Source organism: Microcoleus sp. FACHB-672 (assembly GCF_014695725.1).
Taxonomy (GTDB): Bacteria; Cyanobacteriota; Cyanobacteriia; order Cyanobacteriales; family Oscillatoriaceae; genus FACHB-68.
In genome coordinates this window covers 165,347-188,816 of record NZ_JACJOU010000012.1, presented here as the reverse complement: position 1 = coordinate 188,816, position 23,470 = coordinate 165,347, and the positions used below count along the sequence as shown (strand labels likewise).

General features: G+C 46.7%; 9 protein-coding genes and 1 pseudogene. 8 read left to right on the top strand and 2 right to left on the bottom strand.

Annotation, left to right across the window (positions count from 1 at the left end; translation table 11 throughout):
• The first annotated feature begins 8 nt into the window (after positions 1–8).
• On the top strand, positions 9–1,289 hold the full coding sequence (locus tag H6F56_RS07395; protein WP_190666344.1) for a sensor histidine kinase: 1,281 nt from the start codon (positions 9–11) through the stop codon (positions 1,287–1,289).
• 89 nt (positions 1,290–1,378) lie between these two features.
• Positions 1,379–1,634 (top strand): annotated as a pseudogene (locus H6F56_RS26205) (transposase); the annotation flags it as partial.
• Here the strand turns inward: H6F56_RS26205 and H6F56_RS07385 are convergent.
• The gene (locus tag H6F56_RS07385) at positions 1,631–2,470 is read right to left on the bottom strand and encodes an SPFH domain-containing protein (RefSeq protein ID WP_190666342.1); all 840 of its coding nucleotides are present in this window, start codon (positions 2,468–2,470) and stop codon (positions 1,631–1,633) included. The pseudogene H6F56_RS26205 and the gene H6F56_RS07385 sit on opposite strands and share 4 nt — an antisense overlap.
• A 273-nt stretch (positions 2,471–2,743) precedes the next feature.
• Here H6F56_RS07385 and H6F56_RS07380 point away from each other — a divergent pair, with 273 nt between their 5' ends.
• On the top strand, positions 2,744–10,213 hold the full coding sequence (locus H6F56_RS07380; RefSeq protein ID WP_190666341.1) for a PAS domain S-box protein: 7,470 nt from the start codon (positions 2,744–2,746) through the stop codon (positions 10,211–10,213).
• Positions 10,214–10,652: 439 nt separating this feature from the next.
• A complete protein-coding gene (locus H6F56_RS07375) occupies positions 10,653–11,180 on the top strand; it encodes an orange carotenoid protein N-terminal domain-containing protein (protein ID WP_190666340.1) in 528 nt (175 codons plus the stop codon).
• Between the two features lie 201 nt (positions 11,181–11,381).
• On the opposite strand, the gene H6F56_RS07370 is transcribed toward H6F56_RS07375, so the two are convergent.
• Positions 11,382–13,082: an alpha/beta hydrolase gene (locus tag H6F56_RS07370; protein WP_190666339.1), complete on the bottom strand. Its 1,701-nt coding sequence runs from the start codon at positions 13,080–13,082 to the stop codon at positions 11,382–11,384.
• A 603-nt stretch (positions 13,083–13,685) separates the two neighbouring features.
• Between H6F56_RS07370 and H6F56_RS07365 the strand changes: the two genes are divergently transcribed.
• The 4 genes from H6F56_RS07365 to H6F56_RS07350 all read left to right on the top strand — a co-directional run bounded on the left by H6F56_RS07365 (position 13,686) and on the right by H6F56_RS07350 (position 23,441).
• Positions 13,686–14,939 (top strand): glycosyltransferase family 61 protein, encoded by a 1,254-nt coding sequence (locus H6F56_RS07365; RefSeq protein ID WP_190666337.1) that lies wholly within the window; start codon positions 13,686–13,688, stop codon positions 14,937–14,939.
• 159 nt (positions 14,940–15,098) lie between these two features.
• The gene (locus H6F56_RS07360; RefSeq protein WP_190666335.1) at positions 15,099–15,623 is read left to right on the top strand and encodes a heme-binding protein; all 525 of its coding nucleotides are present in this window, start codon (positions 15,099–15,101) and stop codon (positions 15,621–15,623) included.
• Positions 15,624–16,080: 457 nt separating this feature from the next.
• Positions 16,081–17,160 (top strand): class II fructose-bisphosphate aldolase, encoded by a 1,080-nt coding sequence (gene fba, locus H6F56_RS07355; protein ID WP_190666334.1) that lies wholly within the window; start codon positions 16,081–16,083, stop codon positions 17,158–17,160.
• Positions 17,161–17,483: 323 nt separating this feature from the next.
• Complete coding sequence (locus H6F56_RS07350; RefSeq protein ID WP_190666332.1) at positions 17,484–23,441, top strand: AAA family ATPase; 5,958 nt, start codon at positions 17,484–17,486, stop codon at positions 23,439–23,441.
• Positions 23,442–23,470 lie beyond the last annotated feature (29 nt).

The following is a 23,470-nucleotide window of genomic DNA, read 5'->3' as shown; positions in this document are numbered from 1 at the left end:
AGCAAGACGTGTTTAACCGAAGTCGTCGCAACCTGGCTCGTTGGTTCACCCTTTCGATGGGAAGCATTCTAGTGCTATTTGCTGGAGTGATTTATCAGATCGAGATCAAGGAAAAACTGGAAGCACTTGATCGCTTGCTCTACGATAAGACCAGAGTAATGGCTGCCAGTGTGCATTATGAAGTTCGTCAAGGCCAGAGCCAGATCGATCTGAGCCATGTTCCTTTGTTGGGTAGTGGTTCACATCCACTTACAGAGGATCTGATTTATGTGCGCTGGTACAACGCGCAAGGACGACTCGTTCGCTTTTTTGGAGCGTCTTCTCCAGACCAGTTAAATACACCCCTCGGTTATCTCACGGTTCAATCGACAGATCCACTTTGGCAGGAAAAAATTTGGCTCCGTCAGGTGACATTACCTGTAGAGGGCAGAACTGGAACTTTGGGGTATTTTCAGGTTGCCACTCCTCTGATGGAGACTCAACAAGAACTTCAGCAGCTTCAGATGGCAATGACTCTAACAGTACCGATCACATTAGGGCTAATTGCGCTTACCGGCTGGATTCTCAGCGGCTTTGCCATGCAACCGATTCGGCAAGCCTATCAACAGCTTCAACGGTTCACAGCAGATGCTTCTCATGAGTTGCGCTCGCCCATTTCCGCGATTCTGACCAATGCTCAACTCGGATTACTCATCGCCCCCAATGATTCTCACTATCACCCTCCTTTAGAAAACATTGTGGATAGTGCGAAATCAATGGGTATGCTCGTCAATAATCTGTTATTGCTTGCTCGTCATCAAGGGCAGCTTACACCAGAGTCACTCAAATTAATCAACCTTAACGATTTGCTCAAAAGTTTGGTAACTCAGTTTGCAACCTTAGCAGAACAGCAAACTATCAACCTGACCTACGAGCAGCCTGAGCAACTGATCGAACTGTGGGCTGATCCTGATTTGCTACAACAAGCAATCAAAAATTTGCTCAACAATGCCTGTAAATATACCCCTGCTGGTGGCGCAATCCTGGTTCGCCTGGTGCCTCACCTCGGTTGGGCAATGATTCAAGTAATCGACACAGGTATTGGAATTCCAGAAACCGACCTCCCCTATATCTTTGATCGCTTCTACCGGGTAGACACTCAGCGTTCTCAAGACAGTGGCGGCTTTGGGTTAGGGTTGGCGATCACCCAGCAAATTGTCCAAGCTCATAGCGGGCACATCCATGTTACAAGTGAAGTGAGTAAAGGCTCAAAGTTCCAAGTTGAATTGCCTCTCAAACACTACCAGTAGCCTGAGTTCGGGATAAGGAAGGGACAAGCGAGTCAGCTAAAAGTTATCAGACAACAGCAAGACTTGCTCGTCCCATGCTTAGTCTAGAAGAACTTTTTTGCTCTTCGGTGAAGCGCAATATGAACAATAAGCTGATGCCACTGATAGATAAACTGCTTATCCGCAAACGCTCCATAATCGAGACAATTACCCTTCCAATTGAAAAACATCTGTGACATTGAGCATTCTAGGCATCGCAATCCGGTCAATTTCTTGGTGAATTTAGTCTGTGGATTAATTGCCTATTGCCATCAGCCAAAGAAGCTCTCTCTCAATATCAATGCGTTTTTCCTTCCTTCTGCTTAACCCGAACTCAGGTTTTTAGAACTTGAATTAGAGCCATTGCTTTCAGGAGGACTAATCGTCGAGTTATTTAACAACTCACCCATTGAGGAACCCAAAGGTTCTGAACCCATAAAAACAATTTTTGCATTCGGGCTTTCACTCAATTTTTGATTCGCTTCTACATATCTTTGAGCCACAAGAAACTGCAAAATATCTTTACTATTAGACTGGGATTTGATGGCAGTTGAAAGCAGTTCCATTGCTCGCACAGTGCCCTCAGCCTCCAAAATATCTGCTTGTTTTTTAAATTCCGCCGCTCGTTTTAACTCCATCGCTTCAATGACTTTCGGTGTTGGCGTAATTTCCTGCACCTCAACGCGGGTCACTTTAACACCCCAACGGTCAGTGACATCATCCAACTCTCGCAACATCGCTTTATTAATATCTTTTCTGGAGTAGAAAGTCTTCTGTAAATCCATCTCCCCAATCTCAGATCGGAGCGTGGTAAGAACCAACTTTCTCAGCGCTTCTTCAATATCTTGAACTTTGTAATAAGCCAGTTCTAGTTCTATCACCCGCCAGTAAAGCACTGCATCTATAATCAGCGAAACATTATCTTTGGTAATTGCTTGGCTTGGCTTCAGCTCCAACACTCGTTCGCTGAGCGTGTCTTCTAAAACAACCGTATCGAGGATAGGATTAATAAAGTTGAGACCGGATTCCAGTTTGCGATGGAATTTGCCCAGTCGCTCAACCAGGGCTTCATTTTCTTCACTGATAATTTTCACAGAGCGCACAGTACATCCACCAATAATTGCCACCGCAAGGGGGGTGACGACTGCAAAAAGGTAGTCCATAATCGATGCTCTCGTATTAAGCTAGGCAAAGAATTGCATGGGGTTGCAGCTCTAGTCTAGTGCAGGTAGGCAGGAAAAGACTGTACCTCGCCGTAAGAAAACACATCTTAAAAGTATAAAACTTACGGTTTTTGTAACAAGGACATCACGTTAATCACCTCATGCGTGGTGACCGGCAAGTTACCACACATGAGGGATACCGGCAGTAAACTAATTCTTATACCTTAGTGCTTGAAGAGTTGCGTGCGAGTTGACGCAAAAGGAGACGCCCAGATGGAGAATTGGATAGATCCCATAAAGGCGACTGTACCAGAAGATGTGTTCGCCGGCGGCGGACAGATGGGTGCCCTGATGCGAGCGCTCGACTGGTCAAGCACAGCCCTTGGGCCGGTGGAAAACTGGCCCCAAAGCTGGCGCACAGCCCTGAGTATCTGTCTGGCGTCTCGCTTCCCGATGATTCTCTGGTTGGGTGCGGATCTGATTGTTTTGTATAACGATGCCTACATCCCAATTCTTGGCACTCTAAGACACCCGAAATCTGTAGGTAAACCTGGACGTGAGGTTTGGCCAGAAATTTGGCCAATCATTGGCCCAATGCTTGAGGGTGTATTCGCTACAGGAGAGGCAACTTGGTCTGACGATCTGTTGCTCGAAATGGAGCGCAGCGGCTACGTTGAAGAAACCTACTTCACATTTTCCTATAGCGCGATTCGAGACGACAGCGGTAAGGTATGCGGAGTCTTTACAGCCGTCAACGAAACCACCAGTCGCGTGCTGAGGGAACGCCGGCAGCGCACCTTGCGCGAATTAGCTGCCGGTGCTGCCGAAGCAAAAACTGCTGGGGATGCCTGCTCTATCGCCCTAAAAACACTGGCCGGCAACCCCACAGACATTCCCTTTGCTTTACTTTATTTGCTCGACGCTGAGGGACGCACCGCCCATCTCGCGGGAACAACCGGGTTAACTCCCACGGCACCCCCGCCTCCCCAAACGATAAACTTATCTACTGAGCAAGAATTTCCCAAAAGCTGGCCATTATTAGCCCAAACACAGACAAACGCAGCAGAACCGGCTTGTCATGATGGGCAAAGCTTGGCCGGCTCAACTCACAACCACTCCCCGGCAATTGACAACTCAGCCGTTGTAGTGCCGGTGGCGCAACCCGGCCAAAATCAACCCGCCGGCCTTTTAGTGGCCGGTGTTAGCCCACGTAGGGCACTTGATGAAGACTATCGAAATTTCTTTGAGTTGGCAGCCGGCCACATCGCTACAGCCATCGCCAACGCCCGCGCTTACGAAGAAGAACGCAAGCGATCTGAGGCACTCGCCGAGATTGATCGGGCGAAGACAGCCTTTTTTAGCAACGTCAGTCACGAGTTTCGCACCCCCCTGACGCTTTTACTGGGGCCGGTTGAGGATATTTTGGCCGATCCGGAAGACTCACTCTCGCCCAGGTATCGCGAACAGCTGGAAACAGTCCACCGCAACAGCTTACGCTTGCTCAAGCTTGTGAATACCCTGCTAGATTTTTCCCGCCTCGAAGCAGGGCGCGTGCAAGCTGTTTATCAGCCAACTGACTTGGCAACATTCACCGCAGAACTTGCCAGTGTGTTTCGCTCAGCCATCGAACGAGCGAGTTTGCGCTTCATCGTCAATTGTCCCCCACTCGGCGAACCCGTGTTTGTAGATCGGGAAATGTGGGAGAAAATCGTTTTCAATTTACTCTCGAATGCGTTTAAATTTACGTTTGAAGGCGAAATCGAAGTCTCTCTAAAAATAGAGAGTGAGCCATTAAAAATCAACAATCAAGAAAGCTCCCAACCCTCATTCTCGATTCTCCAGGTGCGCGACACCGGCACCGGCATCCCACCGGAAGAACTGCCCCATCTTTTCCAGCGCTTCCACCGCGTGCGAGGTGCGAGCAGTCGCACCCATGAAGGCACCGGCATCGGTTTAGCCTTAGTGCAAGAACTCGTGCAACTACATGGCGGCACCGTCGAAGTTAGTAGCCAAGTCGGAGTGGGCACCACGTTCACCGTTTCCATTCCCACCGGCATCCGCCACCTGCCGGCAGATCGCATCGGCGGCACCCGTACCCTCGCCTCAACCGCCCTCGGTGCTACCGCATATATCGAAGAAGCCCAACGATGGCTGCCGGCACCCGTAGAAACGCCGCAGAACCCGAACCCATCCCCCTTCCCCCCCTCCGGGAAGCGCATCCTTTTGGCTGATGACAGTGCAGATATGCGGGATTATGTCAAGGGCTTGTTAGAGCAATATTATGAAGTCGAGGCGGTAGCAGATGGAGCAGCCGCCCTAGCCGCCGCACGCGAGGGGAGTTTTGACTTAATTCTCAGCGACGTGATGATGCCCCATTTAGATGGAATCGGACTATTGCGAGAACTGCGTGCCGGCACAGATACACAACAAGTGCCGGTGATTCTGCTCTCTGCCCGTTCTGGGGAAGAATCCAGCATTGAAGGACTCGAAGCCGGTGCGGATGACTACCTGATCAAGCCCTTCTCCGCCCGTGAATTGCTCGCTCGCGTCCGCACTCACCTGCAAATGGCAAAACTGCGGCAAGAGGCGACTCGCCGTGAGCAGCAGCTACGCATAACAGCCGAAGCAGCACAGCAACAAACCATCAATATTCTAGAGAGCATCACCGATGGCTTTATCTCCTTAGATCGGGAGTGGCGCTATACCTATGTCAACCAGGCAGCCGCACGAATGGTTGGCAAAACACGAGAAGAATTGCTTGGCAAGAATATATGGGAAGTATTTCCTCAAGCAGTTGGCGAAATTTTTTATCATGAATGTCACCGCTCATTCGCACAGCAAGCCCCCGCAACCTTTGAAGAGTTTTGCTTCTTAAATACATGGTTTGAAAATCGCACGTATCCTTCCCCGGAAGGGCTTTCCATTTATTTCCGCGATATTACAAAACGCAAGCGGACGGAGGAAGAACTGCACCAGCGAGAACAAGAATTTAAAGCACTCGCTGAAAATGCGCCGGATGTTATCGCACGCTTAGATAAAAATCTGCGATACCTTTACATGAATCAAGCGGTTGAACAAGTGACGGGAATGCCACCGGCATTCTTCATCGGAAAAACTCTCTGGGAGTTAGGCTTACCAGCGGAACTCCTCGCTAAATGGGAACAAACATTTCGTCAAGCGCTGGCAACAGGACAACAGTGCGTAATAGAGAATAGTTTCGCCACACCCAGCGGAATCAAATACTATCAATCTCGGATTGTTCCTGAATTTGCCAAGGATGGTTCAACCCAATCTTTGTTGAACATTACCCGTGACATAACTGAATTAAAACAAGCAGAAACAGCGCTGCGAGAAACGAATCAGATGCTTCAGACATTGATTCAAGCTTCGCCGATTGCAGTTATTGCTTTGGATGATCACGCCAACATTAAGATGTGGAGTCCAGCCGCTGAGAAAATATTTGGTTGGACAGAACAAGAGGTGTTAAATCACCTCGTTCCTTTTGTCCCACCAGAGAAACAGGAAGAATTCCGCGCCTTGCATAAGCAGAATTTGCAAGGACAGCTAGTTCCTGGGGTGGAAGTGTGCCGGCAAAAAAAATCAGGAGAGAAAATAGATATTGCTGTTTGGGGAGCACCGCTGCCGGATGCAGAAGGCAATGTTAGCAACGCAATGGCTTTAATTGCCGATATCAGCGAGCGCAAAAGAGCTGAAGAAGCACTCCGCAAAGAACGCGATTTTACGGCTGCCGTACTCGATACCATTGGCAGTTTAGTGGTGGTTCTTGATCGGCAGGGACGAATTGTTAGCTTTAACCGAGCTTGTGAGCAGGCAACAGGATATACATTTAACGAAGTTAAAGGCGCTTATGTTTGGGACAAGTTCATCCCTCCAGAACAAGTCGAGCCGGTTAAACGCGTATTCCAGAACTTACAAGCCAATGAGCTTCACAACCAATATGACAACGACTGGTTAACCAAAGACAAGCGCCGCCGGCTGATCGCTTGGTCTAACACGATTCTGCACGACGGTGCCGGTGAAGTTGAATATATCATCGGCACCGGCATCGACATCACTGAACGCCGGCAGGCTGAAGAAGCCTTGAGACAAAGCGAAGCGCGGTTTCGTCGTTTGGCTGAATCCAACCTCATGGGAATCTTTTTCGCCGACTTTAGCGGCCACATTACCGACGCTAACGACGCATTTTTACAGATGCTCGGCTACACAAAAGAGGATCTGCACTCAGGCGCTTTACGCTGGGATGTTATGACCCCGCCAGAATATCGCCGGCTCGACGAACAAAAAATTGGCGAAGTCAAAGTATCAGGAAATGGCACGCCTTGGGAAAAAGAATATATTCGCAAAGATGGCACTCGCGTCCCCGTTTTAGTGGGTACCGCTTTGCTAGAAGAATCTCAAGAAAATTGTGTTTGCTTCATTGTTGATTTAACAGAACGCAAGCGCATGGAAGAAGCCCTGCGCTTCGCACTTCAAAAACTTAATTTTCATGTCGAAAATACCCCGCTGGCAGTGATTGAATGGGATCGAGAATTTCGCGTAAGACGGTGGTCAACAAGCGCTGAAAGGCTATTTGGCTGGCAGCCAGATGAAGTAATCTTCAAGCAACCAACTGAGTGGTCACTCATCTTTGATGAGGATGTAGAAGCAGTCACCACTATACTGAGCCGGTTAGTTAACGGCATAGAAGTACGGAATATTTCATACAATCGTAACTATACAAAAAATGGTTCAGTTGTTGTTTGTGAGTGGTATAACTCGGCTCAGTTAGATGAGTCTGGTAAATTAGTTTCCGTGCTGTCTTTAGTTCTAGATGTCACTGAGCGCTCCAGTGCACTAGCCGCTGTGGCGCAAGCAAAAGAGCGATTTCGCATTGCCGCAGAGTGTGCCAGCGACTTAATTTATGAATGGGAAATCAATAGCCGGCGCGTCGAGTGGTTTGGCAATATTGATGAGTATTTAGGATACGCCCCAGGGGAATTTCCTAGAACGTTGCAAGGCTGGGAAAATGTGATTCATCCCGATGATCGCCGGCGCGTCATGGCTGCGGTGGAACAGCACCTTAAAACCGGCGAACCCTTTTTGCAAGAGTACCGGGTACAGCGCCAGGATGGAACGTTGCTGTACTGGGTGGATCGGGCAACCATTTTGTGGGATGAGCGAGGCAATCCCTATAAATGGATCGGAGTCAATACCGACATCACCGAACGCCACCTGGCTCAAGAAAAAATCCTCAAACTCAATCAAGCGCTAGAGCGGCGCGTCAAAGAGCTGCAAACTTTATTAGAAGTGATTCCGATTGGAATTGGTATTGCCGAAGATGCGGAGTGTAAAACAATCCGAGTTAACCCTGCTTTTGCAAAACAGTTGAAGATTTCCCCGCAGATCAATGCTTCACTAAGCGCTCCCGCTGAGGAAAAACCTTCAAGTTTCAAAGTCTATCAAAACGCAAAGGAACTATCCCCAGAGGAACTCCCCATGCAGCAGGCTGCCGCGAATGGGGTAGAGATTTTGGACGCAGAACTCGACGTTGTCCATGAAGATGGCACAATCGTGAAACTGCTGGAGTATGCCGCTCCCTTATTTGACGAAGCGGGCAACACGAGAGGGTGCGTCGCGGCATTTTTAGATATCACAGAACGCAAGCAAACAGAAGAAGCGCTCCGCCTCAGCGAGGAACGTTACCGCTCACTCGCTGAGGCGCTGCCCCAACTGGTGTGTTTGTCTACTCCCGATGCAGCAATTGAATACTGCAACCAAAGTTGGTTCGATTACACAGGGCTAACTTTGGAGGAGACGAAACAGTACGGAGCGCGGCAGATCGTCCATCCCGACGACTTACGCTCATTCCTCATGCAGTGGGCGACTTCCCTTAAAACCGGCATCGGCTTCTCGATTGAGTTTCGCTTGAGACGGGCTGATGGCGTTTACCGCTGGCACCAAGGACGCACCGTTCCGATCAAATATCAAGAAGACCGCATTCTGGCGTGGTTGGGAACTGCTACGGATACGGAAGACCAAAAACGGGCAGAGGAGCAAGAGCGCTTTCTGGCCGATGCCAGCGCGGTACTGGCTCACTCCCTGGAATATCAAACCACGCTGGATAGTGTGGCCCGTCTAGCAGTGCCTCGCATTGCCGACTGGTGTGCGATTGATATGGTCGAAAGCGATGGCTCAATTCAATCGCTGGCAGTGGCTCATGTCGAGCCGGCAAAGGTGGAACTGGCCCGCCAACTACAGCAACGCTATCCCATCGATGCCAAAGCACACTGGGGAATGCCCAATGTTATCCGCACAGGATGCTCGGAACTGTATTCAGAGATTCCTGATCAGTTGCTAGTCACGTCTGCTCACGATGCCGAACATCTGCGAATTCTGCGGGAGTTGGGCTTATGTTCGGCGATGGTGGTGCCGCTGATTGCCCGTGGGCGGACGCTGGGGGCAATTACCTTTGTATTGGAAGGTTCGGATCGCCGGCGCTATGAGGCATCTGACTTAACTCTGGCAGAGGAGCTGGCCCACCGTGCGGCTTTTGCCATTCACAACGCTCGTCTTTATCGCGAAGCTCAGGAGGCAAATCGGCTCAAAGATGAGTTTCTAACAACACTGTCCCACGAACTCCGCACGCCGCTCAATTCAATTCTTGGCTGGACGCAGTTTTTACTAAGCCGCAAGTTCGACGAGGAAAAGACCCGAAGGGCTTTGCAAACCATTGAGCGCAATGCCCGAGCGCAGTTTCAGCTGATTAAAGACCTTCTCGATGTTTCACGCATTATCACCGGCAAGCTGCGCCTGAATGTCCGCCCAATTGAATTAATGCCGATTATTGAGGCAGCCATTGATTCCGTGCATCCAGCAGCGGACGCGAAAGCGATTCGGATTCAGTCTGTCCTCGATCCAAAGGCCGGGTTGGTTTCTGGCGACTCCGACCGCTTGCAGCAGATCGTTTGGAACTTGCTATCTAATGCGATTAAGTTTACTCCCAGAGGCCGCGTGACGATTACCCTCGAACGCATTAACTCCCACGTTGAAATTAGGGTCAGCGATACAGGAATTGGCATCAAAGCTGAGTTTTTGCCCTTCGTCTTCGACCGCTTTCGCCAAGCAGATGGCTCAACAACTAGGGAGTCTAGCGGGTTAGGGCTGGGGTTGGCAATTGTGCGCCACTTAGCAGAACTGCACGGCGGCAGTGTTCACGCCTCCAGTCCGGGCGAGGGTTTAGGCTCGACGTTTACGGTGAAGCTGCCGCTGAGGGCTGCTTGCAGTATCACCGGCGATCCGGAACGGGTACACCCAACCGTTGATAGTGGGGTTGCTTTTGACCTCGCCCCCAGCCTTGAGGGCTTGCGGGTGCTGGTGGTGGATGATGAGGCGGATGCACGGGATTTTCTCTTGACAGCGCTGGAAGAGTGCGGTGCCCTTGTGAAAACGGCTGGATCGGTTCGGGAGGCAATGGCACAGATTAAACAGTTCAACCCTAATGTTTTGGTGAGCGATATTGGAATGCCTCAAGAGGATGGTTATGCTTTGATCCGCCAGGTGAGGGCGCTTGATGCGGAACGCGGGGAGTTTCTGCCGGCAGCGGCACTGACGGCGTATGCGAGGGAGGAAGACCGGCGGCGGACTTTGTTGGCAGGATTTCAAATCCATATGCCGAAACCTGTGAGTCCGGCTGAGTTGGCTGCGGTGGTGGCGAATCTTGCCGGTCGCACTGGGCAGGCTTAGGCACGTTTGTGGGGGTGATGTTTGTTTTCTAATTGCTTTGGCTTGTCCGAGAACAAATTATGCAAGGTGAAGCCCCCAATCGTGGTCTTTACCGGCATTTTACTTTTTCAAGATTCGCAGGCCGGCTGAAGCTTTCATCGCTTGAAAATTACATTAGTATATCGATTTGATAGCATATAAGCGGATAATAATTTAGGTCAAAATAATTAGACTCGAATGCTTTTGTGTGGGTAAATAAGGTAAAAAGTCAAACAAGATTTTTTCTTTTTTGTGGGTTCTCCCAACTCTCCAAATTCCCTCATCCTAGCCAAAAGAGCGATGCGATTAAGAGATAGAAATTGTTTAAATCTCCCCTTGGGTAGATGAAGGTTAGAATAAATATCAAGTAAATGTATAAGAGCGAAGAAATTGAACAAAAAAATATTTGTGGAGATTGTTTATGGCTTCAAATAATCCTTCTAAACCGCCTGAAGCGCTTTCAAAAGATACTCAAAATGTTGCTCAAAGGTTTGAAGCTTTGGGAACTGATGAAAAGCTAGCTCTGCTGTATTATATCTACAAAAAGATGGGAGGTTCTATAACCCCAGCCGCTCCAGATGTGGCGCAACCAGAGTTGGCACCGATGCTGCTAGGAGACTTTATTGAGCTGTCTGATGAAGAACAATTGAATATTATGCGTGCAATTGTGAACCGGGACGACACAGAATATTCTCACGCTTACGGTTCTCTAACGCCAAATAATCAGTTGGTAGTCTGGTTTGCTTGGTCGCAAGCGATGGGAGATACGGTTGTAGATATGCCGGGTAATTACCAAGCGACTCCAGCAATCAATGATGTGTTGGGCATAATCGAACGGCTCAACTTTGAGGAGCAAATTACAGTGCTTCGCGAAATCGCAGGAAATATGGGCTACACAAGCATTACACGCGCTACCGGCCTTGAGACCGGCGTCACTCCAAGTCTCTAAGAGAAGGACTAGGGGCTAGGGGCTGCTTAAACGTAAAGTTTTGGAAAAAAGTGAAGTTTGAAAAGAACAAAGAACTTAGAATTCACACTTGAGAACTTTTATAAATTGTGAATTCTAAGTTCTTTGTGTTTCCGCAATAAAATGACTGTTGCGATTGTTCTTTTTCACCCTTTCTTATCTTTAGCCCCTCTCCCTGACGCTTCATTCTTGAGTGCCAACTTGCAGCCACCGACTCAAATTAGCCGGCAATTCTGTACTCAAACGCAGAGGCAGCGCCTGGGTAGATAGGGATCGGGCGTAGGTAGGTGAGAGGAAGGGGGCATAAGTTTGCGCTTCTGGTGTCTGCTGTTTGATAAATGCCAGACTGACGCCTTGCAGCAGTTGGCGCAGGGGTTCGATATCCGCCCCTCTACGTTCTTTGACGATGGAATTTTGGCCACCGGCACGGGTTAGGTTAGCCGATTCAGTCACACTTAAATGGGTGCCGCCAATGGCTGTTATCAGATATTTATCACCGGCAAGTTGAGTAAACGGCTGTAGCTGGTGGTTAAGTGCCGGCGCAAGTACGTCTTCTGTTGCCGCCAAAATTAACGTGGGCGTGGTAACTTTGCTCAGGCCGGTTTGCCCGAATAAGCGTCCCACAATCGGGTTGAGGGCAATGACTTGCACAACCCGTTCATCTTGCAACTGCCGACGGTTGCCGATTAAGTTAGCTGCTGAACATTGCAACCAGTCTGCGGCAGAGTAGCCCACCGGCAGCTTATTTTTGCAAAAGTCTCGTAATTCATCTAGCTGTAATTCGCCGCCGGCAAGGGCTAAGGCTGTGTAGCCTCCCAAAGAATGACCGATCATACTCACTTGATCGGTGTTAAGTTTGCCCTGCAACAACCCAGACTGCCGGTTCAATTTGGCAAATTCATCAAGGACAAAGCTAACATCCAAAGGCCGATCAATAAATTCAGAGGGTGCGAGGAGTTGGCTAGGATCGAGGGTAATCGGCGCACCGGCTTGCCAAGCGACATTGCTGCCGGGATGTTCGACGGCGGCGACTGTCATGCCGTGAGAGGCGAGATGACTGGCTAAATAGGCCAAAGCTTGGCGATCTGAACCCAGCCCGTGAGAGATGACGACGAGGGGTTGCTGGCTGTCTGCCGACTGAGTGCTCCAGTAAACTTCGACGGGGAGGGAACGCCCCCGTTGCCGATCAGAAAAAGTCAGGGTTTGCTGCCGCACAGGTTTATCGCCGGCGGCGGCTGGGTTAAAGTTGGGCAGCACCGGCTCGTGTTCGACACTCGACTCCTGCTGTAGGTAAGAATCTAGAGCTTTTGTGCCTAAATAGGGAAGATTAAGTTTGGAAAGTGCTGATACTAGGGCACTGAGATCCACAGTAATGGTTTCGCCCGGTAGCGCCCGAAACAGGCTGCTGATGCTGACGTTGTTTGCCTGTCTGGCTGCCAGCATCAAGGCTGCTTCAACTTGCTCAATGCCGATCCCAGGCAATATTAACCGAACTGCCTGAACAATTCGATCTCCCCCAGGTGATTTTAATAGCTCATCTACTAGGTCGCTTGCCTGATCGGGGCTGAGTTCCAGACGATCAGATAGCACTCGCCGCACATCCGGGGTTAGCAAATAAGCTATGGGTTGAAGGTTGGTAGAGACTTCGCCCGTCTCGGCGAAACGTTCTAAATCTGCAATTTCTACTGACTGCTGAAAAGGGCCAAGCCGCAGCATGACGCGTTCGGCTGCGGATGCCGGCATGACGGCTGTGCAGATGCCGGCTAGAACAATACTCCCTAGCAGTATAGGCGTTATTGCCCACGCCGGAAATTTTACCACTGGCTGCTTGAAACGACGTTGGGTTTCAGATACCTTACTATTAGGCCGGTTGAGCTTGCTCATTTGATTAAACGTTCCACTACGCTTGCGCTCTCACAGTGATTTTAACGAATCCATTCCTTAATATTTGTTCCTGCCGGCGCAAGTGGCACAATAAAAAAATCAGCGTTTTTCTATTCCTTAATCATCAAAAAATGCTTGGGGCATCGTAAAAGAATGAATGCGGCTTCTGCTGCCTGAACCGATGCCGGCTCTCTTAGGGAATCTGCCACCTTTAGGACTCTGCAAAATTGAAAAAGTCTAAAGATCTCAGCCGCTACTGCTTAGCTCGCTAAAAGGCGTTATAATGAGCCATTACTTTCTCAAGAAAAGATGGTTTACCCTTCCTTACAAGCGCTTACTTAACCGCCGATTTGTACCGAAGGTAAGCCACTGCCGCCCTTAACGATACATTAGGGAATATGCCTCTACAAAAGGTTTGCTTAACCAACACCGAGCAAGCCATTGCTTGCTATCGCAGACTTTACTAAAGCGACACTTAATTTTATTATGCTGCAATCTACGCACTCAACCACCCCAGAGCAGGCTGCCGGTTTCAATCTCCGAAGGACTCTTAAGCCTCTCCGTAAGTTTGTTTCAAACAAGCTGTACAACTCGGATCTATTTATGTACTTCATTTATCCGAAAGTTGAACAACTGAGCGTTTTCATAAAAAGCTTATTGAGCCGGCAAGAATTATCTTCCATTACGGTTGTTAATCTTCTCGATTTGGCATCACAGCGTGGTTGGCCGGTAGAAAACTTTAATCCTGCAACCATTCAAGAATGTGAAGCCTCAAAAACAATTGTCGAAGATAGTTTTGATTTAGTTAAGCATGGCCGGCTCCGGCTAACTCAATTTCATGAATCACGGATCTGCCACTCTGTAAAACGAGGCGAATTGTACTACTCTCATCTTTACGGAATGGTGCGTTACCCAATTCGCGAAACATTTACCTGTGAAATGCCGAATGCAATTATTTTGGGTTCAAGCGGATTTGTGATGACCCCTGAACTCGAAATGGTTTCCCAATCAACAGCAGAACCTGTTGATCGGTTAACAGTTTTGTTGAATTCTCTCTCCTCTGCTTCGGCAAGTTTTCCTCCTCAACCGATTCCCGGAAAATATGTCTCTTTAGTCGGCAAATATTCTGCCGCAAATTACGCCCACTGGCTGATGGATTACCTGCCCAGACTAGCACTTTTAGATCCTTTACAAACAGATTTTAAGGTGATTGTTAATGCTGCTCCCGAAGCTTATCGGCTGGAAAGCCTGGAATTATTGGGAGTTTCTCAAGATAGAATTTTTGAAGTAAGAGAGGAATGCCTTTGTTTTGAAAACTTACTTTTCTGTCACGCAGCCGATAAAATGGGGGTTCCGAAAGCAGTACATTTGTATAAAATGCGAGAACGCTTGGTAACGGCAGCAACCGGCACTGCTCACCATCCATCCCCAACCCGTCGGATTTATATCTCTCGTGCCAAAGCTTCCCGCAGCATTAGTAATGAAAATGAATTACTCCCGATTCTTCGGGAATATGGTTTTGAAGTAATTAACTGTGAAGATTACAAATTAGCCGATCAAATTCGCATATTTTCTGAAGCCAACGTGGTTGCCGGCGCTCATGGTGCGGGGATATTTAATCAAATTTTTTGCAATCCCGGTGCGACTGTTATCGAAATATTTAACAGGCAGCGCTGGGAACACGCCCCTCGCAAAATTTCGAGTATTCTAAAACACGAGCATTGGCATCTTTTTGGAGAGAATGTTGATCGCGATTGGAACACTCAAGTAGATCCGCACAAATTTGAGAAAATTTTGTCTTATGCCCTGGGAGATTGTACGTTTAAAGAGGGAGCTTTACATGAAAAATTCTACTAATCTAGAATAAGTAAGATAAGGCCGGCATCCCGCTTGCCTGACAAATTAAAACGGATGCCGGTAAGGAAAAGAAACAAGTTTGTGATAAAATTATGAGATTCCTAACAAAATTAGGATGCTCTGTTGCAATTGTGCGAGTTGTCATAAAACGAGTTAATTATGTCTGCTGCTTTACCCGTTGGATTTCCCCAGCCTACTGAAATTGGTGAAATTGAAGTTAAGCAATATCCTGAGTATCGTGCTGTGACTTACACCCACACAGGCGAAGCACAGCAAGCAACGGGAGTGGCTTTTAATCCGCTGTTTCAACACATTAGCAGCAACCAAATTGCAATGACAACGCCGGTGGAAGCGCGTTATTTAGAAAGTTCGCCGGCACAAATTGATTCGCCAAACTCGGTAGAAGTTTCTTTTTTATATCCCAATCCCGACATTAATCCTCAGCAGATTGATGCGGGTGTGAAGGTGACAGATTATCCAGCTATGACAGTGGTGAGCGCCGGCATTCAAGGGGCTTATACGTGGGAAAGTTATCAAACCAATCTGCGCCGGCTGCACGATTGGCTGGCTGAAAACCCGCAGTATCAAGTAGCCGGTTCTCCCCGGCGGTTGCTGTACAATTCACCCATGACGCCAGAATCGATGAAACGCAGCGAAGTACAAATTCCGATTTCTGTGCAATAAATAACAAGTCTCTGCCCAGGTTGAGAATTTTTATAACTTCTTGTAATGTCACCGTGACATCGTCAAATCCGCCCACGGCCCTGATTTTGCCCGAATCTACCGAAGTCTTGTTTGCTCCAAAGTGCGGCAATCGAGAAAATAAGTCACATTGCCTGCTTGGATGAAAACATGAGGGCGGAGCAGCTAGTGTTCTTTGCTGCTAAAATTGCCGATAAAGATTGAAAAAATATTATTTTCTCTATTTCTCTTGTGATCTCTTCTCCCTAGCCCCTATCCCCTAGGCCCATTTCTGATCCCTAGCCCCATCCTTTAGCCTGTGTTCGGCTAGAAGGCAGAGGTCTGGAATGTAATTTTTAGATATAATTCGCCAGACGTTGCAAAGTATCTTAAGATTATCGTAAGAATTAGACTGCTATAACACCAACTCGCTGACAACAAAGAATTAGGAGGATCATCTATGGCGCTTGTACCTATGCGGCTGCTGCTGGATCACGCGGCTGAAAACGGTTACGGCCTCCCTGCTTATAACGTCAATAACATGGAGCAGATCCAAGCGATCATGCGGGCGGCAGATGAGACAAATAGCCCCGTGATTTTGCAAGCATCTCGCGGCGCTCGCAGTTATGCCGGCGAAAACTTCCTGCGCCACCTGATTTTGGCTGCGGTTGAAACCTATCCCCACATTCCCATTGTCATGCACCAGGATCATGGCAATTCTCCCTCCACCTGCTACTCTGCGATGAAAAATAATTTCACCAGCGTAATGATGGATGGATCTCTGGAGGCGGATGCCAAGACTCCAGCCAGCTTTGAGTACAACGTCAATGTCAGCCGCGAAGTGGTGAAAGTTGCTCACTCCATCGGTGTCAGCGTTGAAGGCGAACTGGGTTGCTTGGGTTCTCTGGAAACCGGCATGGGTGAAGCAGAAGATGGACATGGCGCTGAAGGCGTTTTGTCTCACGATCAACTGCTAACCGATCCCGATCAAGCGGTTGAATTCGTCGAGCAAACCGGCGTGGATGCTCTGGCAGTTGCAATTGGCACCAGCCACGGCGCTTACAAGTTCACCCGGAAGCCGACTGGGGAAATTTTGGCGATCAGCCGCATCGAAGAAATTCACCGCCGCTTGCCCAACACCCACTTGGTAATGCACGGTTCCTCCTCTGTGCCTGAAGATTTGCTGGCTTTAATTAACCAGTACGGCGGTAAAATCCGGGAAACCTACGGCGTGCCGGTTGAAGAAATCCAAAAGGGTATCAAGAGCGGTGTGCGTAAGGTGAATATCGACACCGACAACCGTCTGGCTATCACCGCTGCCGTGCGTGAAGCACTCGCTTCCAAGCCGGAAGAATTTGACCCCCGCCACTTCCTGAAGCCTTCTATCAAGTATATGCAGAAGGTTTGTGCCGACCGCTATCAGGCTTTTGGCGCTGCCGGTCATGGTACCAAGGTTAAGCAAGTGTCTCTCGAAGACTTTGCTGCTAAGTATGCCAAGGGCGAATTGAGTTCTGCTCCTAAGAAGGCTGTGACTGCCTAATTAAATTTTGAAAGAGCTGATTGTGAAAAAATCATCAGTCATTTGTCTCCGTAAAAGACAAAGGGCTAATGAATAAGAACAATCTAAAATCTAAAATTGCTCTCCGGGTGGCTATGTAGCTGCCCGGTTTTTGTTTTTCTGGGAGTGCCGGTGACCTATTGCAACTGCCATAGAGCAAGTTAGCTAGCTTTCAAAGGCACTGCAGACGCTCAAGAAGGTAGAGGGTGTTGGAGAATCTCTGGAAAGCCGGTTATCTTGTTGGATATTATGACAACAGTTTTGTTTTAAGAAGACAGCAAGTGGCTCAGCACACGGTAGAGGCTATGGTTACACTCCCAGGCTATCGCGTCACTGAAAAAATCTACGACGGTTCCAGAACTCTAGTTTATCGAGCGCTGCGTGATTCAGACCGAATACCCGTGGCGATCAAACTGCTTAAGACAGATTATCCCACGTTTACTGAACTCGTGCAGTTTCGCAATCAGTACACAATTGCTAAAAATCTTAACTTGCCAGGGATTATTCAACCGATTAGCCTGGAAAGTTACCGTAATAGTTTTGCTCTAGTGATGGAAGATTTCGGTGGCATTTCCCTCAAAGAATATGTCACTCATTTAAGGTCAAATTCTTTAAAGAATAGTTTTCCAGATCACACTCAAGATTGCGTGTCGTCCGTACCGTTGGATGAGTTTCTCAACATTGCGCTAACAATTGTGCGAACGCTAGAAGGACTTTATCACAACCGAATTACCCATAAAGATATTAAACCTCAAAATATTCTAATTAATCCGCAAACTAAGCAAGTAAAGCTCATTGATTTCAGCATTTCCTCCCTCTTACCCAGAGAAACGCAAGAAATCCAAAACCCTAATGTCTTGGAAGGAACACTTGCTTATATGTCTCCTGAACAAACTGGGAGAATGAATCGTGGCATCGACTACCGTACAGATTTTTATTCCCTAGGGGTGACATTTTATGAACTCCTGAGTGGGCAGCTTCCCTTCCAATCTAGCGATCCGATGGAGTTAGTTCACTGCCACATCGCTCGTCAGCCGGCACCGGCCATTGAGCTAAATCCAGCCATTCCTCAAATGGTGAATAACATCATTATGAAGTTAATGGCAAAAACGGCTGAAGAACGCTATCAAAGTGCTTTTGGTTTGCGCTACGACTTAGAAATTTGTTTGCAGCAATGGGAAACTGCCGGCAGCATTAGCCTGTTTACTTTAGGAGAGCGAGATATTTCTGACCGCTTCTTGATCTCTGAAAAACTTTATGGCAGAGAAGCTGAAGTCAAGGCTTTGTTAACCGCCTTTGAGCGGGTGGGCAAAGGCACTACCGAAATGATGTTAGTTGCTGGCTTTTCGGGAATTGGTAAAACAGCGGTCGTGAATGAAGTTCATAAACCCATTGTTCGGCAACGGGGTTATTTTATCTCAGGTAAATTTGACCAATTTAAGCGTAATATTCCTTTCTCTGCTTTAGTGCAAGCCTTTCAAAACCTGATGGGACAATTACTAACAGAAAGTGCTGGCTCTGTGCAAGAATGGAAAGCAAAAATTTTGTCAGCTTTGGGAGAGAATGCTCAGGTCATAATTGATGTGATTCCACAACTGGAGAGGATTCTCGGACAGCAGCCGGCTTTGCCAGAACTCGCGCCGGCAGCCGCCCAAAACCGATTTAATTTGCTGTTTGGAAAATTCATTCGGATATTTACCATCAAAGAACACCCGCTTGTCATTTTTTTAGATGACTTGCAGTGGGCTGATTCTGCTTCTTTGAAGTTAATGCAATTGTTGATGACTGAAGCAATGGCAAGCGGGACGCCGGTTTCACAACATCTGTTAGTCATAGGAGCTTATCGGGATAATGAAGTCAGTGCAGCACATCCCTTAATGCTGACTTTAGAAGAGATGCGCTCTGCCGGCGCGACAGTTAATCAAATTAACCTAGCACCTCTTGATGAAAATCATATAAACTGCTTGATTGCCGATACCCTAAGCTCCCCTCCAGAACGGGCACTTCCTTTAACCGAACTAATTTTAAATAAAACCAAAGGTAATCCTTTCTTTACAAATCAATTTCTTAAATCTTTATATCAAGATAGGCTAATTTCTTTTGATTTTAACTTCGGTTACTGGGAGTGCGATATAGCCAAAGTCAAGGCGCTGACTGTGAGCGATGACGTGGTTGAGTTTATGGCACTTCAATTAAAGAAACTACCAGAGGTTGCCCAAGCTGTGTTGAAATTAGCTGCTTGTATTGGCAACTCTTTTGACTTAACAACTCTAGCAATTGTGCGAGAAAAATCGCCTGTAGAAACAGCAACTGAGTTGTGGAAAGCGCTGCAAGAAGGTTTGGTTTTGCCGATCAGCGAAGTTTATAAGTTTTTCCAAGAAACTGATAGCTTATCAAGTTTAAATTCTGAAAATTTAAAAAAATCATCAGTTTCCTCAAATACAGAATCCCCTGGTGCAGTTCCTTATAAATTTCTGCATGATCGAGTCCAGCAAGCGGCTTATTTTCTGATTCCTGAAACGGAAAAGCAGGCGACTCACCTAAAAATTGGGCAACTACTGTTGAACGGGACACCTGTGAAGGAACGGGAAGAGAAAATATTTGATATTGTTAACCAATTAAATATTGGCGCAGAATTAATTAGGGAGCAAAGAAACCGAGATGAATTAGCTAAGCTGAATTTAATTGCCGGTCGTAAAGCGAAGGCTTCTACTGCTTATAACGCTGCTGTTAGGTATTTAACTGCGGCAATCGAATTACTAGCAGTAGATAGCTGGGAAAGTCAGTATGATTTGACATTGGCGCTGTATGTGGAATCGACAGAAGCGGCCTACCTCAACACGGACTTTGAGAGGATGGAGCAGTTAGTTCAGATTGTGCTGCAACAAGCTAAAACGGTACTAGATCGGGTTAAAGTTTATGAAGTAAAAATGCTTGCTTGTGTGGCACGAAATCAACTGATAGAAACAGTAAAGATTGGATTGCAAGTGTTGAAGTTTTTAGGCGTGGACTTGCCTGAAAATCCAAGGAAGCTCGATGTAATTTTGGGTTTAATGAAGACAAAGCGAGCTTTGTTCGGAAAGCGAATTGAGGACTTAATCAACTTGCCGGAAATGACCGATCCAATTAAGCTTTCAGCAATGAGGATTCTTTCAACGGCATCGACTTCTGCCTATTTTGCTGTCCCTACATTGTTGCCGCTAATTGTTTTTAAGCAGATCAATTTATCGTTAAAATATGGGAATTCTCCCTCTTCTGCCTATGGTTATGTTGGTTATGGACTTGTTCTTTGCGGCGTTGTGGGGGATATTGAAGCCGGTTTTAAATTTGGTGAGCTTGCTTTAAATGTATTGGCACGCTTTAATGCAAAAGATTTAAAAGCTAGAATTTACCAAATTGTTAATAGTTTTGTCACTCATTGGAAGAAGGCAGTAGCTGAAACATTGCCTCCTTTGCTTGAAGCTTATCAAAGTGGGCTTGAAACCGGCGATTTACAGTATGCTGCTTATTCGGCTTATGTTTATTGCTCCCGTGCTTATTTTAGCGGCAGAGATTTAGCAGTTTTTGAAAAAGAAATCGCGTCCTATAATGAAGCAATTTATCAACTCAAACAAGCAACTGCTCTTAACTATAATCAAATTTACGAGCAGGTGGTCTTAAACTTAACAAATTCCTCGGAAATTCCTTGGCGTTTAATGGGTAAAAGTTATAACGAGGAAACGAGGTTGCCGCTTCATCAGCAAGCAAATGATAGCACTGCTATGTGCGTGCTATATATCAATAAACTTATTTTATGTTATTTATTTTATGAATACCGGCAAGCATTTGATAATGCCATTCTTGCGGAAAAATACATCGGAGGCGTTACCTCCACGATGCCTTATACAGTTTTTCACCTATACGATTCTTTAGCTCGAATTAGCGTATTAAATGACGCCCCAAAATCTGAAAAAAAGCGTCTTTGGCAAAAGGTGAACGCCAACCAAAAAAAGATGAAAAAATGGGCGCATCACGCCCCAATGAATTATTTGCATAAATATTATTTAGTAGAAGCAGAGCGGTGCCGATTTCTTGGGCGAAAGGTGGAAGCAATGGACTATTATGATCGTGCCATTGCTCTTGCAAAGGAGCATCAATATATCAATGAAGAAGCCTTGGCTAACGAACTCGCAGCCAAATTTTATTTGTCACAAGGTAAAGAAAAGTTGGCGCAAGTTTATCTAACTGATGCTTATTACTGCTACGCTCGTTGGGGAGCGAAGGCAAAAATTGAAGATTTAGAAAAACGCTATCCTCTATTACTTGGCTTTATTCTTAATCGCAAAACAACTTTAAAGACAGGCGAGACAGTCTCTCAGATGACGGTGGGAACTGTTAGCTCTAGCGGCACAGATGTTTCAGAAGCTTTGGATTTGGCAACCGTTATTAAAGCTTCCCAAGCTATCGCCAAGGAAATTCAACTCGATAACTTGCTTTCAAGCTTAATGCAAGTTGCTCTGGAGAATGCCGGCGCAGAAAAATGTGCTTTTATTCTGCAAAAATCAGGTCAACTTGTGATCGAAGCGCAGGGAATGAGCCGCAAATCTTTAGAGGTGAGTTTAACAGCTCAGGAGAAGCCGGCAACAGACAGCACAGATGCAAAACACACTTTAACAGTGTTGCAATCAATTCCCCTTGCATCTTGCCAAGACATTCCGATAACACTAATCAATTATGTCTCGCATACTCAAGAAACGCTGCTGCTTGATAATGCGACTGATGAGACAAATTTTGCAGCCGATTCTTATATCATTGAACATCAACCGAAATCAGTTTTATGCCTTCCGATTCTCAATCAGAATAAGTTAACTGGTATTCTTTACTTAGAAAATAATTTAACAACGGGTGCCTTTACGCCTGACAGATTGGAAGTGTTAAAAATTTTATCTTCCCAAGCAGCAATCTCTATTGAAAATGCTCAACTTTATTTAGCTGTTAAGGAAAGTGAGAGTCGGCTAACTCAATTTTTAGAAGCGCTGCCGGTGGGGGTTGGAATACTTGATAGTGGCGGTAAAGTTTACTATACCAATCACACGGCTCAGCAGCTACTGGGTAAAGGAGTCATCCCGGAAACTACCAGCGAGCAAATCCCTGAAGTTTATAAAATTTGTGTTGCCGGCACCGATCAGCAATATCCCGCTGAGAGATTGGCTGTTGTACGTGCCTTGAAAGGCGAAAGTGTTACAAATGCTGATATGGAAATTCATCAAGGCGATAAAATTATTCCCTTAGAAACTTGGGGAACGCCTATTTATGATGAAAAGGGCAATATTTCCTATGCTATTGTCGCCTTTCAAGACATTACAGAACGTAAAAAAGCAGAAGCAGAGCGAGCAAGATTTACTGAGGAACTTGCTCAACTAAATGATGATTTGAAACAAGCGCTAGACATTGAATTAGAATTAACCGATGCAACTGGACGTTTTGTGCCAAATGAATTTCTATCTTTTCTGGGATATGAAAGTATTGTTGATGCTAAATTAGGCGAGGCGGTGCAGAAGGAGATGTCGGTTTTATTTTCTGATATTCGTGATTTCACCACGCTTTCCGAAAGTATGACTCCGGAAAATAATTTTAAGTTTATCAATTCCTATCTAAGCCGCATGGAGCCGGCAATTATCGAAAATAATGGATTTATTGATAAATATATTGGCGATGCAATTATGGCTCTGTTTAGTGGCGGAGCAGATGATGCTGTGAAAGCGGCGATTTCCATGCTGCGCCGGCTGATTGAATACAATCAACATCGGGTATCGGTTGACTATCTACCCATTCAGATTGGCATTGGCATCAACACCGGCTCTTTGATGCTGGGAACCGTTGGAGGACAAAACAGGATGGATGGCACGGTGATCGGGGATGCGGTGAATTTAGCTTCTCGGATTGAAGGACTAACCAAAAATTATGGAGTGTCGCTATTAATCACTCATCATACTTTTATGGGTTTGGAAAATCCTGCTGATTATTCCTTCCGTCTGATTGATCGAGTAAAAGTTAAGGGTAAATCAGAAATGGTGTCAGTTTTTGAAATTTTTGATGCCGAGCCGGTTGAAATTAAAGAAGGGAAGTTGGCGACAAAAACACTATTTGAGCAAGCTTTGTTACTTTACTATTTGCAAAATTTTAGTGAGGCGGCACAATCTTTTCAAGAGTGCTTGCGGATTAATCCGCAAGATAAGGTGATTAAAATATATTTGGAACGGTGCCGGCAGCAAATAGGTTAGGGTTTAACTAATAGATTTTTGGACAAGGT